Origin of the sequence: Lactiplantibacillus sp. 30.2.29 (assembly GCF_018991255.1) — a bacterium.
GTDB lineage: Bacteria > Bacillota > Bacilli > Lactobacillales > Lactobacillaceae > Lactiplantibacillus > Lactiplantibacillus pentosus.
Window position 1 is genome coordinate 22,350 of sequence record NZ_JAGYGU010000017.1, and the last position, 17,004, is coordinate 39,353.

Annotated in this window: 21 protein-coding genes; 15 read left to right on the forward strand and 6 right to left on the reverse strand. The window is 48.4% G+C overall.

From position 1 onward, the window contains the following. Nucleotides 1-283: 283 nt before the first annotated feature. The 14 genes from KGF65_RS10510 to KGF65_RS10575 all read left to right on the forward strand — a co-directional run bounded on the left by KGF65_RS10510 (nucleotide 284) and on the right by KGF65_RS10575 (nucleotide 10,802). The gene (locus KGF65_RS10510) at nucleotides 284-1,318 is read left to right on the forward strand and encodes a HesA/MoeB/ThiF family protein (protein WP_105924391.1); all 1,035 of its coding nucleotides are present in this window, start codon (nucleotides 284-286) and stop codon (nucleotides 1,316-1,318) included. Next, nucleotides 1,315-1,782: a MogA/MoaB family molybdenum cofactor biosynthesis protein gene (locus KGF65_RS10515; RefSeq protein ID WP_050340071.1), complete on the forward strand. Its 468-nt coding sequence runs from the start codon at nucleotides 1,315-1,317 to the stop codon at nucleotides 1,780-1,782. Before KGF65_RS10510 ends, KGF65_RS10515 begins: the two co-directional genes overlap by 4 nt. Nucleotides 1,783-1,802: 20 nt before the next feature. Then, a complete protein-coding gene (locus tag KGF65_RS10520) occupies nucleotides 1,803-3,017 on the forward strand; it encodes a molybdopterin molybdotransferase MoeA (protein ID WP_216748448.1) in 1,215 nt (404 codons plus the stop codon). Further along, nucleotides 2,996-3,499 (forward strand): molybdopterin-guanine dinucleotide biosynthesis protein B, encoded by a 504-nt coding sequence (gene mobB / locus KGF65_RS10525; protein ID WP_216748449.1) that lies wholly within the window; start codon nucleotides 2,996-2,998, stop codon nucleotides 3,497-3,499. Before KGF65_RS10520 ends, mobB begins: the two co-directional genes overlap by 22 nt. Before the next feature lie 5 nt (nucleotides 3,500-3,504). Next, nucleotides 3,505-3,996, forward strand: coding sequence for a cyclic pyranopterin monophosphate synthase MoaC (gene moaC / locus KGF65_RS10530; protein WP_105922007.1), 492 nt, complete (start codon nucleotides 3,505-3,507; stop codon nucleotides 3,994-3,996). A 16-nt stretch (nucleotides 3,997-4,012) separates the two neighbouring features. Next, nucleotides 4,013-4,582 (forward strand): molybdenum cofactor guanylyltransferase, encoded by a 570-nt coding sequence (locus tag KGF65_RS10535; protein WP_105924388.1) that lies wholly within the window; start codon nucleotides 4,013-4,015, stop codon nucleotides 4,580-4,582. Beyond that, nucleotides 4,572-4,832: a hypothetical protein gene (locus KGF65_RS10540; protein WP_105924387.1), complete on the forward strand. Its 261-nt coding sequence runs from the start codon at nucleotides 4,572-4,574 to the stop codon at nucleotides 4,830-4,832. Before KGF65_RS10535 ends, KGF65_RS10540 begins: the two co-directional genes overlap by 11 nt. Before the next feature lie 398 nt (nucleotides 4,833-5,230). Next, the gene (locus tag KGF65_RS10545) at nucleotides 5,231-5,548 is read left to right on the forward strand and encodes a hypothetical protein (protein WP_216748450.1); all 318 of its coding nucleotides are present in this window, start codon (nucleotides 5,231-5,233) and stop codon (nucleotides 5,546-5,548) included. Between the two features lie 202 nt (nucleotides 5,549-5,750). Further along, nucleotides 5,751-6,188: an NreA gene (locus KGF65_RS10550; RefSeq protein WP_050340066.1), complete on the forward strand. Its 438-nt coding sequence runs from the start codon at nucleotides 5,751-5,753 to the stop codon at nucleotides 6,186-6,188. 23 nt (nucleotides 6,189-6,211) lie between these two features. After that, complete coding sequence (locus KGF65_RS10555; RefSeq protein ID WP_105924385.1) at nucleotides 6,212-7,246, forward strand: sensor histidine kinase; 1,035 nt, start codon at nucleotides 6,212-6,214, stop codon at nucleotides 7,244-7,246. A 245-nt stretch (nucleotides 7,247-7,491) separates the two neighbouring features. Further along, entirely contained in the window at nucleotides 7,492-8,145 is a 654-nt protein-coding gene (locus tag KGF65_RS10560) for a response regulator transcription factor (RefSeq protein ID WP_216748451.1), read from the forward strand. Nucleotides 8,146-8,575: 430 nt separating this feature from the next. After that, the gene (locus KGF65_RS10565; RefSeq protein ID WP_088769654.1) at nucleotides 8,576-8,896 is read left to right on the forward strand and encodes a hypothetical protein; all 321 of its coding nucleotides are present in this window, start codon (nucleotides 8,576-8,578) and stop codon (nucleotides 8,894-8,896) included. Between the two features lie 10 nt (nucleotides 8,897-8,906). Next, complete coding sequence (locus KGF65_RS10570) at nucleotides 8,907-9,887, forward strand: hypothetical protein (protein WP_065674677.1); 981 nt, start codon at nucleotides 8,907-8,909, stop codon at nucleotides 9,885-9,887. Between the two features lie 15 nt (nucleotides 9,888-9,902). Next, nucleotides 9,903-10,802 (forward strand): hypothetical protein, encoded by a 900-nt coding sequence (locus KGF65_RS10575; protein WP_216748452.1) that lies wholly within the window; start codon nucleotides 9,903-9,905, stop codon nucleotides 10,800-10,802. Between the two features lie 280 nt (nucleotides 10,803-11,082). Here KGF65_RS10575 and KGF65_RS10580 read toward each other — a convergent pair whose 3' ends face one another. From KGF65_RS10580 to KGF65_RS10605, 6 genes are all read right to left on the reverse strand, one after another. Then, the gene (locus tag KGF65_RS10580) at nucleotides 11,083-11,961 is read right to left on the reverse strand and encodes a helix-turn-helix domain-containing protein (RefSeq protein ID WP_105920867.1); all 879 of its coding nucleotides are present in this window, start codon (nucleotides 11,959-11,961) and stop codon (nucleotides 11,083-11,085) included. A gap of 42 nt (nucleotides 11,962-12,003) precedes the next feature. Continuing rightward, complete coding sequence (locus KGF65_RS10585) at nucleotides 12,004-12,342, reverse strand: metal-sulfur cluster assembly factor (RefSeq protein ID WP_003638496.1); 339 nt, start codon at nucleotides 12,340-12,342, stop codon at nucleotides 12,004-12,006. Nucleotides 12,343-12,447: 105 nt separating this feature from the next. Beyond that, nucleotides 12,448-13,638, reverse strand: coding sequence for a NarK/NasA family nitrate transporter (locus tag KGF65_RS10590; RefSeq protein ID WP_213472207.1), 1,191 nt, complete (start codon nucleotides 13,636-13,638; stop codon nucleotides 12,448-12,450). A 3-nt stretch (nucleotides 13,639-13,641) separates the two neighbouring features. Then, nucleotides 13,642-14,640 (reverse strand): GTP 3',8-cyclase MoaA, encoded by a 999-nt coding sequence (moaA, locus tag KGF65_RS10595; RefSeq protein ID WP_105924380.1) that lies wholly within the window; start codon nucleotides 14,638-14,640, stop codon nucleotides 13,642-13,644. 37 nt (nucleotides 14,641-14,677) lie between these two features. Continuing rightward, nucleotides 14,678-14,923, reverse strand: a complete 246-nt coding sequence (locus tag KGF65_RS10600; RefSeq protein ID WP_031267350.1) for a MoaD/ThiS family protein — start codon at nucleotides 14,921-14,923, stop codon at nucleotides 14,678-14,680. Nucleotides 14,924-14,925: 2 nt separating this feature from the next. Beyond that, on the reverse strand, nucleotides 14,926-15,327 hold the full coding sequence (locus KGF65_RS10605; protein ID WP_003638492.1) for a molybdenum cofactor biosynthesis protein MoaE: 402 nt from the start codon (nucleotides 15,325-15,327) through the stop codon (nucleotides 14,926-14,928). 1,221 nt (nucleotides 15,328-16,548) lie between these two features. Here KGF65_RS10605 and KGF65_RS10610 point away from each other — a divergent pair. Then, complete coding sequence (locus tag KGF65_RS10610; protein WP_050340055.1) at nucleotides 16,549-17,004, forward strand: flavodoxin; 456 nt, start codon at nucleotides 16,549-16,551, stop codon at nucleotides 17,002-17,004.

Consider the following 17,004-nt stretch of genomic DNA (forward strand, 5'->3'; position numbering starts at 1 on the left):
TAAACGGCTTGAATTAAAAGTAAGCCATTTCCCTAATATCTATGGTAGCAGGCGTTTTGTTATACTTCGACTAGGGAAACACCTATATTTTTTCGTTTTAGTCATTGAATTTTAAATGGGCCTTATCGGTCAACAACGCCGAACGGATGCGGTTTTACCATTTATGGCGCATGAATGAAATTAGACGTCTGATTTTAAGAATAGTTACCATTAAAATTAGTATCTTTAGATTATGATTCACAAAATTCGCACAATGTTTAATATGTAGAAAGAAGATGAGCACATGCTAAATCGTTACGACCGCCAAGAACGCGTGGCCGCCATTGGTGCCGCTGGGCAGGCGAAGATCAGCGCGGCGACCATCTTAATTGCCGGCGTCGGCGCCTTGGGTAGCTATGCGGCTGAACAGCTCGTCCGTTCTGGCGTCGGTCACTTGATTCTGGTTGACCCAGATACGGTGTCACTGACGAATCTTCAGCGTCAAACGTTATTTACGGAAGCCGATGTGCAGCAGCGCGCCCTCAAAGTTGACGCAGCAAAACGTCATTTATTGGCAATCAATCATCAGGTTGACATCACGGCAATGCCAACATCGCTATCTGGTGACCTTTTACAGGAAACGACGTTCGACCTAGTTCTCGATTGTTTAGATAACTATGGCGCACGGATCTTATTGAATCGGGCCGCACTCGTGCGAAATTTTGATTATATTTTTGCGAGCTGTGCGGGGACGTTTGGTAGCGTGATGCCGATTCGAGCACGCCAGCACGCTTGCCTCAATTGTGTCTATCCCAATCTTGCTGAACTTCAGCAGACCGATTGTGACTTACTGGGTGTCAACACGGCGCTCGTTCCAATTATCGCTGGTCTACAAGTTTCACTCGCACTACATTATTTAGTCGATGCCAGCACGGTCAACTTCGACCAACTCACCACGGTCGACAATTGGCAACTGTCACAACAAGCATTTCGCGTGCGTAAGAATCCGGCCTGTCCAACTTGTCAGCGCACCGATTGGGACTTGACTGAGCCCGCGATTCCGAATCAGGTACAAGTCCTCTGTGGGACGGAGACCTATCAGGGCCGCTTGAATAGTCGGCCCCAACTCGCAGCAATCAGTGACTGGCTCGTCGACCGTCAGTTAACGGTCAACGCCCACGCCAGTTTTGTCAGCTTTACCGCCGAAGACAAAACTGTCAGTATTTTCAAAAACGGTAAAGTCCTGCTCTATGGTCTACCTGATATCACAGCCGCAACCCAATTATTCAACCGGTTACAAACCCAATTAAACCCATTTCTGGAGGTGAGCGTTTCATGACTCGTGCTTGTATTTTGACCGTCAGCGATACCCGCGACTTGCGAACGGATAAGTCCGGCAAATTGATTGCCTCACAGCTTGAAAGCCATGGGGTCACTGTCATGGCACGTCACGTCGTCATTGATGACATCGTAGACATTCAGCAGCAATTCCTGGCCTTTGAACAACTCGGACCCGACCTGATCGTCACGAATGGCGGTACTGGCATTGCGCAACGCGATGTGACGATTGCCGCACTGACACCGTTACTGCCTACTATGATTCCAGGCTTTGGTGAAGCCTTCCGCGAGCTATCGTTTGAAGAAATCGGCACCCGGGCGCTAGCTTCTAAGGCCGAAGCTGGTTTCAACGTGCGCAACCAGCTCTGCTACTGCCTACCAGGGTCTACTAATGCCTGTCGCACGGCCCTGGATCAATTGATCTTACCTGAATTTGAACACCTACTATATGAACGTCACAAATAACGAAACAAGGAGTAATCGCTATGTTAACTAGAAGATATCCGATCTCAATTACCGAAGCACAAGCTAAAATCAACAACGTTACACTGCCAACCGTCACTGAAACGATTCCTGTCGCAGAAGCCAATCACCGCGTCTTGGCTGAAACGGTGACCGCCCCCTTCGCCTATCCGCATTTCCGACGGTCCGGTGTTGACGGCTTCGCGATTCGCCAAGCGGATGACCACGATTATCCACATGAATTCAAAGTCGTCGGCAACGTCCCAGCTGGTGCCACCTTCCATCAACCACTAGGCCAAGATGAAGCCGTTCGTATCATGACGGGGGCGGACGTCCCAGTTGACGCTGGCGTCGTTGTTATGCTGGAAAAGACCCGCGACCTCGATGATCACCACATCAACATCGTGGTCCCTGAAAAGCACAGCAACATTACCGAAATCGGCGAAGAATATCAGGCCGGCGATGTTTTGATTGAAAAAGACACCGAATTAAATCCCGGCGGACTGGCTGGTTTGACGGCACTCGGCGTTCAAAGGGTTACTGTTTATCGGCAGACACGCGTCGCAGTCATCACGACTGGTAGTGAATTGATGGCAGCTGACGAACCCGTCCAAGAAGGTAAAATCTACAATAGTAACGGTATCTTGATTCCTGAACTCGTCCGTGAAAATGGCGGTATCGTGACGAGTGTTGAACAACTCGTCGATGACAACGATTTGCTCCAAGCTTCGCTCCAAAAAGCCATTGCCGAAAACGACATTGTTATCACAGACGGCGGCGTTTCAGTCGGTGACTTTGACTTCATCGGCGATACAGCGCGGCAAGCTGACGAATTGTTGTTCAATAAAATCAAGCAGCGTCCCGGTAGCGTCACCACCGCGTTCGTGCAAGACCAGACCCTCGTCATGGCCTTATCTGGTAATCCGGGCGCCTGCTATACTGGTTTTTACCTGTACGTCGAACCATTGTTACGGCGGTTTGTCCATCAAGCTACTCGCCTGCAAAAAGTCACATCACGCTTGGCCGCGCCATATCATAAGACCAACGGCTTCGACCGCATCCTACGCGCGACTTACACCGTTGAAGATGGCCAGTACGCCACTTATCCGAATGGCCCTGACCGTTCAGGCGCGCTCAGCAACCTACAAACGACGACCTGTTTGATTAAGATTCCACACAGTAACCAACCGATCGCACTCAATGCCGAGGTGGAAACATGGCTGTTACCTTTCAAATAATTGGTTATAAAAAAAGTGGTAAAACGCTGATTACGACGGCTTTGGTTCGGCAACTCAGCGCGCAACAATTACGTGTGGGCGTACTCAAACACGACGCCCATGCCAGCAGTATGGACGTGCCTGGCACCGATACCGCACGTTTTAGTGACGCCGGTGCCCAAGCCGTCCTGCTACAGTCAGCCAACGGCACGTTTTATCATCAAACGACGCCGCAAATGCCGCCCGTCAGCGCTTTGATTGCGCAGCTACCGGCGACGACCGACGTTATTTTACTAGAAGGATTCAAGCAAGCCAACTACCCCAAGTTGGTCTTGCTACGACCAGAAGATTGCGCGACCGATTTTGCCGCGTACCCGAACATTCAAGTGTTCGCTAGTTTAACCGCCCATCCAGACGCAACGCTAATTGGGGTGCCAGCCATCTGCGACTGGTTTCAACAACACTACTTAACGGACTTTAATTTCAAGGAAACGAAGGACTGATTTCTATGACAGATTCATTGACGCATTTTAACGACCAGAACCGCGCGAAGATGGTTGACGTCACCGACAAGGCCGTCACTCACCGCGTCGCGACCGCCACCGGCCAAATCTCGATGCACCCCGCGACGCTTCAGCGGATTCACGATGGTCAAATTAAAAAAGGCGACGTACTCGCAGTCGCCCAAGTGGCTGGTATCATGGCAGCTAAACAGACCAGCAATCTAATTCCCATGTGCCACCTGATTCCACTGACGGGCGTCGACATTCATTTTAGCGATAATGACACCGACACCATCACCGTCGACGTGCTCGTCAAGGCCAAACACGTCACCGGCGTTGAAATCGAAGCGTTACTTGCCGTTCAGGTGACTTTACTGACGATCTACGACATGTGCAAGGCGATCGACCGTGGCATGCTGATCAGTGACATCCACCTCGTTGAAAAAGATGGTGGCAAAAGCGGCCACTTCGTCTATCACGACACACCTGAATCATAAGAAAGAAGGCCTAGAAATGCTGGGAATCGTTTTAGCGGGCGGTCAATCACAGCGCTTTGGTCAAGATAAAGCCCGTTACCAGTTGGCCAATCAGCCACTCAACAATGTCGGTTTGGCTGTGGCCAAGTTACAACTACTGTGCGAGCACGTGATTGTTAGCGCGAATGCCAACAATTTCAGTGCGCTCGCGGCCCAATTTGCAAGCGACCAGCACGTGACCGTCACCCGCGATCAAGCCCCGTTTGTACAGCAAGGTCCGCTCAGCGGCATCTACGCGGCAACCTGTCTTTCGCCTGAACTCACTGACTACTTGTTATTAGCCGTCGACTATCCCCTAATGACCACGACCATTTTGACAACTCTAACGACCGCAGCCAACTGCTACGCGGCCACACCGACGCGCGACCACTACCTCGTCAGCCACTTTCAAACGAGTCAAGCCATCGTCCGCGACGATTTATTATTAGGTGATTTACGGGTCAGCCACTTTATGACCGCCACTTGTCAGGCTGTTCCCATCACTTTTCCTGCTAGCCGCGCACTAATCAATTTAAATAAACTGGAGGCACTTACAGATGTTAACTAAAGCAGACATGTCCGACCGTGATTTTCAAAAATTATTACAGGTGGCCCTGACCGACTTAGGACTTCGCCAGACCATGCTCGAAAACCGCGTCAGTGAAGTCAACGAAGAAATGCGCTCACTTGAAAAAGATGACCAATTGGATAAACTCGATATGCAGCTGCGCGCCGTCCGCCAAGACTACGATCACTACCGGCAATTCGTCGATCCTGATTTCAAATTAGATATTGCGGATCAATACCGGGAATCTTAAGCGCTGTTTTGATATTACTTTCCAAATCAAAACACACCAGCTGAGGCCCTCTGGGAACAGTTCAGGCTTGCGTAAAGTTGCTTTATGTCCGCGTCCTAAGCCGGCTTACAGGCGTTTCTGACAACGCTGGATAATATTCGAAAGGCAGACATATGCGGACCCAACCTTTTGACGGACTAGTCGTCGATTCTTCGTAAACAGTCTTTTTGGTAATAAACCGTTTATGACGAAAGCGATCATACTCGTGTTTAATTACAAGACTCAGCAGCATTACTGAAGGTTGTATAGATTTTATCTACTCACCTGAACTGACAAAACCTTTATGCTAAGTGAAAGCCAGGACTATCGACTAATTTCATGGCATTTTACCAACATTTGGATGGTTGGGCAACACTTAAATGCGACAAATCAGTGTCATGCTGATTCAAAGTTTGCTTGAAGTTACTGCAACTAAATATCCATTGATCAATTGCACCAAGATAGTGGCCGTTCATCCGCCATTCGAGCGGCTTCCCGACTGTCCGGACAATGCCCAAGGGGGAAGTTCTTCTTGTCCGGGTGGTCTTCCCGGGCTAGAAGAAGACTCGTATTTGAAATTGCGCAGTGATTTTCTGCGTGAGTTCAAATCGATGTCCACCCAGTTCCAGCGTTGTCAGCCGGCCCCGGAAGTCGGACTAAGGCACGTATCGGCTGGCGAACAGGAATCCACCAAATAGCATGATTTAATCATGCTTCAAGACAACTTAATTAGCACAATGATTTCAAGACGCTACCCATTAACTATAGTAATAAGGTAAAATAAATCAGTTGGCATAAATCTGATAAAATATTCCATTTATGTATAATTGTAAAAAAATAAAAATGTGTAAATCGGTTTCAAACCGTTGTAATCATGGTATGATAAAGGAGGAATAAAAAGTGACCTTAGCTGAAAATGCCAATCGACCAAATTATCAACAGGTCGTTGACCAACTCTACCAGACAAGCGATTTTGACTTTGTCGGTATTGCCCTACAAAGTGCGCAACCGCCCCATCAGATTACTTGGCAATACGTTGCCGGAAATCAAAGTGAGCAGTTTCGTAATATCGTATTGCGTAGTGGGATTGGCATTGCCGGATTAGTGGTTCGCACGGGTAAACCATTTTGGAAGAATGCGTTACGCGCCACCAGTTACAGTGATGCCCTGTATACCCCGATTGCCGCCAGTGAATCATTGACGGCGGCCGCAGCGATTCCAATTCTAGCAACCCCCTTTCGATTAGTCGTCGGGGTGCTGCTAGTCGGCTATCGCTCCACGCAAACTGTTTCTGAAGCAACTGTCAGTCGGCTTTCCCGTTACTTGGCCACTTTTTAATTCGGCGAAGGGAGGCCGACTTTTTGCTAGAATCAAATCATTGGATTCAACAATACTTTGCAGAGGCAACGGATGCGGTGCTGATTTTTAAAGATGAACAACTCGTCATCAGTAATCAACTCGCCCGTGATTTGCAAGCGGAATTGGATTTCGACCCCAATTATTTAGTACAAGTCGCGGATAACGCGGTTCAACAAAAGTTTAATACGACTGATGATTGCTTTGACTGTGTCATCCGCAATCTGATGCCGGAAATTTCGATTCCAATTACGCTGGCGGTCAACAAGCCCCACCCACTCAATTACTTTCTCATTTATCACGTTATCGATAAAACCGAGCGGGTCTTCTCACTGACGCTCAAAAATCGGGGCACCATCAAACGAATGGATCAATTGGCGCAGCAACGGCAACTGAACGCATACGTGAACCGGGCACACGAAGAGGAACGTAAGAAAATTTCAGCGGACCTCCACGACAGCATCGCCCAAGGAATTTACTCCGCAATCATGGGCGTGCGTCGAATCAGCGATGATCAAGCGAATTCCAGTCAGACCCAAGCCTTGACTCAAGTGATTGAGACGCAACTGGAAGATACCTTAGCCGAAGTTAAAGGTATGGCGCTGGACATTCGACCTTCAGTCCTAGACAATTTCGGCTTATTAGCCGCGTTGCGGGCGCTCGCCAAACGTCTCCAGGCTAACTCCGGCGTCACGATTACCGTGACCGGCCAGGATAAGACAATGCCGCTCTCGACTGACGTGCAAAACGTGCTCTACCGGTTGGCCCAGGAGTCAATCAATAATGCACTCAAACACGCCCATGCTAACGAAATCAATTTGTTATTGGTTGCCCATCATCACTACGTTACACTCGAAGTCATCGACGACGGCCAAGGTTTTTCAGTTCCTGCGCAATCCGGGTTTAACGGGCACTCACTGGGACTATTGAATATGAATGAACGGGTCAAAGCACTCAACGGCACGTTTGGTATTCATTCGCAACCTGGACACGGCACCACCGTTACGGCAAAGTTTCCGATGGCTGATGAACCAGATTGAGTCGATCATCGAGAATTCGTGGGGAACGATTGAATCGTGTTCGCCACGAACGATAGCCGGTGTGCGTTTGATGGCTTAGAGCCAAACGACAAATAAGCAGTCACGCTGAGATTGCTCGCTCACAACTGAACAGGCTGGACAAGCCTTGCATTACCGTCCCACCAAGTTTACCAACCACACGACACCAGCGTTACCTTTTGCCATATTTGCCTATTTGCCAATTTGCATAGAGGAGTTGTTTTATCATGTATCACGTCTTAATCGCGGATGACCATGCCGTCGTCCGTTCAGGGTTAGCCTACTTAATTAACCAACAACCTAATTTTGGAGTTATCGATGAAGCCGCGGATGGCACTTCGACCTACCTACGCGTTGAACAAGGTGACGTGGATATCCTCGTCATGGATTTAAGCATGCCCCCTGGTGAAAGTGGCCTCATCACGACCCAACGCATTCACGAACATTTTCCGGATGTCCGGATCTTAATTTTGTCGATGCACGAAGAACAGGAGTACATCAATAAAGCGCTACATAATGGTGCCATGTCCTATATCATGAAGAGTTCTTCTGACGATGAATTACTGAAAGCCTTGAAAACGGTTGCGAGCGGTGAGGAATATGTCGATGCCAATATCGTCATGACCAAATCCGATGTTCAGCAAATCAATTCAGACGGTGTCGACACGAATCTGACCGGCTACAATGGTCTGTCCAAACGTGAACGCGAAGTCTTCCCACTGGTTGCGTTAGGCTACTCCAACAAGGAAATTGCTGCCAAACTGTTTATTTCAACTAAAACGGTCGAAGCGCATAAAGCCAATATTATGCACAAACTAGCGCTCAACAACCGCGCGGATTTAATTCGCTACGCTATTCACCATCATTTGATTGACTTCTAATCGGCACGATGGGTGGCGTCTTTAACTTAATTGTTTCACCGCAGAATCTAGCACTGGCTGGGTTCTTTTTTTAACCACATTTAGCTACTGGACGTCTGAGACGGGTGAATTGGTCATGGATTCATGCTTAAACCGGCGCTTCGCCGAGTGGCGTTATTTGCATCTCAAACGGGCGCAGTAGTTGGCTTGGGTTCGTCTACCGATGGGGCCCCTATTTCGTCCTCGAAAAAGCCAGTTCGCGCCCACGCCGACCACTAATCTACGCCAGCTCACACGGTTTCCAATATTCTTCAGCAGGCGTATTTAAGCCTTTTTCGATGAAACACGCCAACAAAATTCACGCCACGTAATATTAGTCATTTCCCCAATATCTAATACCGATGCAGTCCGCTAAACTAGGGTTAAAAGCACTTGGAAGGAGCACTACCTCATGGCACATAATGTTAGTCAAGATGAAGAACTATTAGGAATCCTACGGGACGTTGCAACCCACCGTTTTCACCAAGGAAGACAAGTCAATCCCAATTCAATGCTCTACCAAACAGTGAGCGTGGCTGTTGAACGTGGTTATCTGAACAACGCGACCCTGGACGACAACTACAGTCATACCTTGGCCAGTATCGACCTGACCAAGGCGACGTTAACTGAAGCGGGCACGACAAAATTGCAAGCCCTTACCAATACCAACGATAACAATGATGGTAATGAAGCAGCCGCCGCGACAGATACTGACAACCAACCAGAAGCATAGGAGGCCGTTCATGGATATTCAAGAAAAATTAGCTGCAAAGTATGATAACATCGCCATTTATACGGCTGGCTTCTATGCGGATCCTGAAGATGAATTGGGGACCCGTAGCAAGCTCAGCGAGACTTTAAAGTCATTCACGATGAACCAACACGCAGACACCCCCTTCTCACTGCAAATCATGACGACGAATGGTGAAATCAACGTCATGCCACTGGGTCTGCTGAGTTTGGATGAATTAAAAGCCTACGAAACTAAACGCCGTGAAGAAGCCGGTCTCAGTGCAGATGACGATTCAATTCCGTTGGTCGTTCAATTTGCACCTCATACTGAAAAAGGCCAAGTTCAAAAGCAAATCGTAGACAGTACGCAAGCATTATTCGCAGATTTCAACACCCAATTTGCCAAAATCTGGGCCGTGGTCAAAGCAGACCTGCAAGTCAATCAGAACTTGTTGGTGACAATGGAACGCGATTTGATCGCCGATAGCGTCGATGTCCAAAGTGAGTATCAAAACAACTTCAAGATGATGGATGCCGCCACTCGGAAGTCTAAATTAGGTTTCGAATTAGCCGACGAAGACTTGGGCCATTTTAGCGCGTACATGGCTGACATGCACGAAATTCAGGCAATTGTTCTTTCAGCAGCCGCTTTCGTCAAACATGAGCTTTTGGGTGACGATTTATTTGCCCAGGTCATGAATGACAAGGTTTCACGCAACACCCTCTTCTGGGTACTGGATAATACTTTTTATGAGACGCTTTACTATTTCATCGAGAAGAATCGTGAGACGACCAATGGTGACAAACTCGTCAAACATCTGCATCATCAGAAAAAACTACTGATTATCAACATGCGCAACGATGCCTATCAGCGCGCACAAGCGGCCCTGGATGATACTACAACTCGAATCGACATGGACAAGTATTTCAGCGATATTTTCGTCCCAATTGCCGAACAACTGGCCCGCGAAGTGGATCAATTTCAAGATTAATGGGGGCAAACATGCATGTTACTAGATTATGACGTCGCCTTGGAAGACGATTTTCAACAATTACTGGCCCACCTACCTGCCCCTGTCCGTGATTTATTAACGGACGTCGATATTGATGCGCACTATGAGCGCCAAGCGGTTTACACGTTGTTTGGTGCCGGTAGTCCGACATCCGAATTGACACAAGCCGTCGAGTGTTTGGCGCTAGCGACCAATCTGAATCGTGCCAGTTTCACACCTAAACCGACCCTGAACGACTTGGCCATCAGTAAAGCACAGGCCTATGCCAGTCAATATCTGGGTCAACGTTTCAATCAGTTAGTGGTTCATGCGACTGGTCTAACCGATACCACGAAACAAGACCTATTTACGGCCGCCACCGAGTTACCGCTCGCTAATCTCAACCGGTTGCGACTGAACTTCAACCAGCGCGAACGCATTGCCGATTTTCTAAAGGATACCAAGGATCGCTCGGCCCGACTGACTGGTTTGAGTGCCGAACTCGCCGCAAGTCTTGCCGATACCGACACAGCCGTGAGCGGCCTAGCCCGCGCCATCGGGGAAACGATTGGGATTATTGCCAAGATTCACCATGACGTCCAAGATACACGGCAGATCGCCGATTTTCATGAACGACTGTTACGTGGCGACTACCCATTGCCGCTACTCTTTGGCTTTGAAAATGAAGCGGGTTATTTCTACGACTTCTTCCATCAAGCGCACCAGCCCACTGCCGACCAATTCGTGGCCGCCCAACAAAAAGTCCTCGCGACAGGACTGGAACCCGCCCTCACGATGGCCAATGAACTAGTCGATCAGGCCCGTCTGGATTGCCAGCAATTACCCGCCGGTGACACGCGCCAACGCGTTGAACGGGCCTTGGAACGACTGACAGCAACTAACAGCGAAGCATAGGTAACGAGACGAACATTGATGGGCTCGTCGACAACCGTTGCTAGCGGATATTCATCGTTATCATTCTGGTTCAACCTCATCTCACATCAACAACTAGCCGCATCGAAGTCCTCCAGGTGGATCACTTCGATGCGGCTGTTGTTTTGGCAATTGTTCATGATTCAACCGCTCCCAGTTGTGGCCCGATAGTCTAAAAGCAGCTCGACCCGCATTCGTCTTGAATACGGGTCGAACTGCTTTTTAATGTGAATGCTAACTGACACGCTAGTAACTTGCGCCATTAAGCCCGTTTACTTGCACGTAAATACCGACTTCGTAACGCGGCCGTTTTGACTTCCACGACTTGGTTATGGTTGATGCGGGCAAACGCAACCGCCTCGCTCAGTAGCTGCTGAATTTCAGCAGCTGGGCGCTGACGTTCGATAGCATTTGCCGCCGCCAAATATTTGAGCCGTGGCAAATAATACGTCACGTGTTGACTGGAACACAGGTTAACGCCATCGTCGATCAACTGGTTGCTCGTTGCAAAGTCGGCACGCATGCTGTAATACTCAGCCGTATAGAAAATCATCGTTAGCAAGCGCAAGTAATCCTGGTCAGCAACCGCCGCCATTAACTGTTCGATCGCCTGAAGGACCTTTTCAAAATAAAACTGTGCCTTTTCCAATTCCGCCAGCCGACTGTACATCACACCTAGCCCAACATAGGCTAACGGGGTGAAGACGGTCTCGTGGGACTGGTCCAGGTCGTCTAGGATTTGATCGAAATCAAAACAGACATCACTGGCGGCACCATTGATCAATGATTTAAGTAGCCCACTGAGATAGTAGAATTGCATTTTTAGTGGGACCGCCTCGATTTGCGCGACCTGTACTTGTTTTAACGCCTGTAAAACGGGTTGGTAGTTTTCCATCATTAACTGCCGTTCAATCTCATCTAGTTGGGCACGAACTTGAGTCACCGAGTGGTCGCGACTTTCGTTTAAATCATCGACCGTCAGCCCGAGTCGGCCACACAGTTGTTCCAAAATTGCTAGTGATGGCACCCGCCCACGTCGCTCAAACTTGCTGAGGGTCGCTTGCGTGCAAATGCCAGTCGATAACTTCACTTGTGAAATTTTCAGGGCCTTGCGACGGGCCACAAATTTTTGAATGTCCATACTCGTTTCAACCCCATTTCACAATTTAATCCTGGCGACCACTTAACCGTGGATACCCAATGCGACCTTCGCAAACCGGCTCATTTTGCTCATATCCCAAGCCGGTTCCCAGACTAAATCAATTTCACAGCCCGTCACACCGTCAACGCTAGTCACCGCGCGGTTGATTTGGTCGGCTAATAAGTTTCCAAGTGGGCAGCCCATGGTCGTTAACGTCATGGTAACCACACAATTACCGCCATCATCCACGTGAATATCGTAAATCAGGCCTAAATTGACCATATCGATACCTAATTCTGGATCGATCACATCCTCAAGTGATTTCATCACCGCGTCTTCAATCGGCGAGAATTCTTCGCCTTCACCAATGCCATCTGCCATTCTGCCACACTCCTGTCTAATTGTTATGCGTTTAATTATACCATTTTTATAAGCGTTTTTATGTCAATTGCTAATATTTGACACACAACTGTAATCGATTACAACTTACCTCACGATATGCACGTCCCCGTGAATGAATCGACGCCACAATGCGTACCAGCAGACCAACCCAGTCAAGGCCAGTAGCACAATTCCCAATCGATAACTCCCAGTCCAGGTATGAATCCAACCAACGAGCAGCGGTGGGAAGAAGCCACCGAGGCCACCAAGCGCACCAACAAAGCCGGTCACCGCCCCAGTATTTCCCTTTGAAACGTACGGCACCATCTTGAAGATGACCCCGTTACCAAAACCGGCAATCAATCCCGCACCAACGATACCAAAGATGAACAGTGACTGATTACTGAACGTCAAGGTAATGATGATGGCAAAGACTGTGATCCCAATAAAAATCCACTGGAGCATCTGCATTGGCCGCCACTTATCAGCTGCCGCACCCCCGATAGGCCGGACGATCGTACATAAGCCCGCAAATAAGGCAGCGTATAATCCGGCCGTGACTTGTGGGACTTTGAAAATATCTTCTAGGAAGAGTGGCGTTAAATTCGTAAATGAAACGAACAACCCGAAAGTCAAGAAATAGAATAATGACAGATACCAAGTACTGCTTTCTTTGGCGACCGCTAACGCTCCTGTGACCGTCTTGGTCTTATCGACCGGCATTTCACGACAGAAAATCGCAAATAACACGGCTAAGATCACCGTCAAAATCATTAAGAAATAGTAGACCACGTTAAAGCCATAGGACGTTGAAATCGAAGGTAGCGTCAACGCTGCGACGGCGTTACCCATGTTCCCCATACTGACGATGCCGAGCGCAAGTCCTTGTTTTTCTGGTGGAAACCAGACCGACGCATAGGAGACTCCCACGGCAAACGATGTGCCGGCCATCCCAACGAGCAGCGCTGCCACGAGTAACATGCCGTACGTGTGAACTTTCGTAATCATAATCAGTGGAATGAGAATAAAAGCCATCAAAATTAAGTAGACTTTCTTACCCCCATACCGATCACTCAAAATCCCCACTGGAATCCGCATGATGGAGCCGAGCAGAACTGGTGTCGCTAACAGTAGCGTCCGTTGTGAGACACTAAGGTGAAACTTCGTCGCCAACTCCCCCGCGAGCGGTGCAAAGTTCGACCACGACATAAAACAAACGATCATTGCAACAGTTGCCAGTCCCAGCGCCAAATACGCGCGCCCCCGATTACTGGTTTGTGCTTCTTCAACAGTCATGATTTATCCTCCAATCTGACTCATATGACGCCATGTTGGGGCTTTGTCGATAATCCGGTCCGTCTCCTTCATGGCCATTTCATGGTTGAGTGGCTTGTTATCTAAGGCTTTTTGAATCAATTGACGAAATGCCGCTGGGTCACCGATGGCCGCACGAATGTCGATTTCTTCGTTCCAGTAGAGGCACGCCTTCACGTAGCCGTCCGCTGTGATCCGTAACCGATTACAGTTTTCACAGAACTTCGAACTGATTGGATGAATCAAACCAAAGCTCCCCTCGTAACCGTCGATCTGATAATTATCCGATGGACCGTTACCTCGAAGTTCAATTGGATGGTAGGTCAGGCCGTTTTCATCGCAAGTATCAAAGACACTCTTCAAGCCGACGTACTCCTTTTGCCATGTCTTGAGGGAATTACCAATCGGCATAAATTCGATAAACCGAGCATTGACGTCGTGATCCTTGGTATACTGCAGAAAATCTAGCACTTCATCGTCATTTTGACCTTTAATCAACACAATGTTTAATTTGATTTTCTTAAAATGTAACTTGCTGGCCGTTGCGATTCCGTCTAAGACCTGCTGAATATTCCCGCCACGCGTAATCTTACGGTACCGGTCTGGTTTGAACGTATCCAAACTAATGTTGAGTCGGTCTAAACCAGCTTCTTTGAGTGGCTTCGCCAATTTCGCCAAAAACAGGCCATTCGTCGTAATCGAGACGTCGTTGATCCCTTCAACGGCCTTAATGCGCCGCACGATTTCGACCACGTCAGTCCGCAATAATGGTTCGCCCCCGGTGATGCGCACTTTTGAAACACCCATTGCGGCAAAGTTCTCAATCATCTGGACGATTTCATCCTGCGATAACACCCGGTCAGTTGGGAAGAATGGCAAACCTTCCTTGGGCATACAGTAAACACACCGCAAATTGCACCGATCAGTAATCGATAACCGGACATAATCATGGAGCCGGTCAAAACTATCATATAATTTCTCCATTTGTTCATCCTCCTTCGTTGTCACTAACCCGCTGCGCCTAGCCCCCGCTTACTGGCGGAATCAGTGCAACCTCGTCGGTGGACTGTAGGACTTGTTGCCCGTCCACGATAAATTCTTGATTGACGGCAATGCGCGCATTATTAATCAGCGTTTTCAATGCTGGTGCTTGCTGGCACAATGCCGGTTTGACCATTGCCGCGGTACTGGGCTGCGCGACGTCAATCGTCACGGTCGGCCCCAGCTGTTCGCCGAGCATGGCAAAGAGCTTAACTGTCAGTTTCATCTTCAATCCCCCCAACGAACCTTATCGGTATCAAATTCTTTCTTCCAGATTGGGACTTCTTGCTTTAACGTATCAATCAAATACTGACACCACTCAAAAGCTTCCGCACGATGCGCCGCAGCGACACCAATAAATACCGCCTCGTCCATTAATTCCAAATGACCAACGCGATGTGCAATGACCACCCGGGCACCCTGAGCTTCAATCGGTGCGGCCAATTTCTCTAATTGACTGATTGCCATTTCTGAATAGGCTGAGTATTCAATTGACTGAGTCTCAATATCCCCCGTCCACTGGCGAACCGTCCCCACGAACGTCACGATTCCCCCATATTCCGGTGCCTTCAACGCCTGATACAGCGCGTTGACATCCAACGGCGTCGCAGATAATTTGATTTTCGCCATGGCGTACCCTCCTTTTGACCTCATTTGCTTACCCTTCTATTATGTCAGAGCCCACTTTTAAAATGAATTAGTCAAATCCCTAATAATGGTCAGTTCGTGAAAATGCTATCATATATTTATAGCACGTATTGTGTGGCTTAATTGGGCATGAAGTGTGATTAAAACGCACTGGTTATTTGTCGTACTGTTCGTCTGCCGGCGATCGTCCTGGTCCGACTTCCGGGGCCGGCTGACAATTGCTGGAACGTAAGCCGACATCGATTTGAACTCACGCAGAAAATCACTGCGCAATTTCAAATACGAGTCTTATTCTAAGCCGGAAGAAAGTCACTTCCGACTAAGAATAATTTGGCTACTGAGCATTGTCAGCCAGCCCCTCCAGTCGGGAAGCCGTTCGAATGGCAGATGAACGGCCACCTAACTTGGTACAATTGACCACGGATATTAGGTGACTGGTCCTTCAAGCAAACTTTTAACCGAGATCGATTATGCTTTACGAAATTTGAGTAGTGAGAAGATTTCCTGAATATTACTTCTAGTTTTTATAGCTACTGGTCTTGAAATTAGTCGATAAAATTGTCGTCGTTTAGAATTTAAGACTTTGTTATTTGAGACGACTAGAGAAAATTCTGACAAGTTCAGTGAAGTCTTGTGTCCGAATCATTAAATCATGGATAAGAATGTTTAGTGATTGTTAGAAAACTGTCCGACAGGTGAATATCAAGATTACCGTGTACCAAGGAACCAACGACCAATCTAACGAAAAGTTGGGTACACACATGCCTGCCTTTCGAATACCATCCCGGCTGGAAGGTATTCTGGGCAAGGCCCAGTGGTGAAATTTCACTTAGCAAGCGTTTTGTGCTTGGTTAGTGAAAGACCAGTATTTAAGACGTGGGCTATCGGCTTAAATCTGTGTCCACCACGTTCCGGCCATTGCCCAGAATGCCTGGAAGCCGGCGTAGGACGATCCGATCACTGCACGTTTACGGTAACTCGCACCGTTTCCAGCGGGTCTCAGCTGGCTGCTTTTGACCTTAAGAACTGACATTTTTTAATCATCAATAATGCGAAACAATAACCAGCACAATGCGTTTAAGGCATAAATGGGTATACTGGGCTATTTGAACGACTTTGAAGTGCGTGACATGCTGCACTGACAAGCGCACCTCGCGATAATGGGTCCAGTGACCATTCGGTATAACAGAGGAGGAATCCACCATGAACGCAACGATTATCTACGCTTCATTAACTGGCAACAATGAAGAAGTTGCTGAAATTATTCAAAAACAACTACAGGAACAGGGGGTTCAGACTCAGCTGATTGAAATCAGTCAAGCGGACGCCTTTGAACTCTCATCCGCAGATTTGGCGATTGTCGTCCCCTACACGTATGGTGAGGGCGATTTGCCCGAAGAAGGTCTCGATTTTTATGAAGACTTACTAGATGCGGATTTGGCCGGTGTCGTCTTTGGCGTCGCTGGGTCCGGTGATGAGTGGTATGCAGATGAATACTGCAAAGCCGTCACGGAATTTGATCAACAACTTGCGGGTACGAAGGCAACACGTGGGGCGCAACCAGTCTTCATCGATTTACATCCGGAAGCTGAAGACGAACAACGGCTGGCGGCGTTTACCACTAGTTTGATTCAAACCGCCACGCAACTGGAGGTCTAG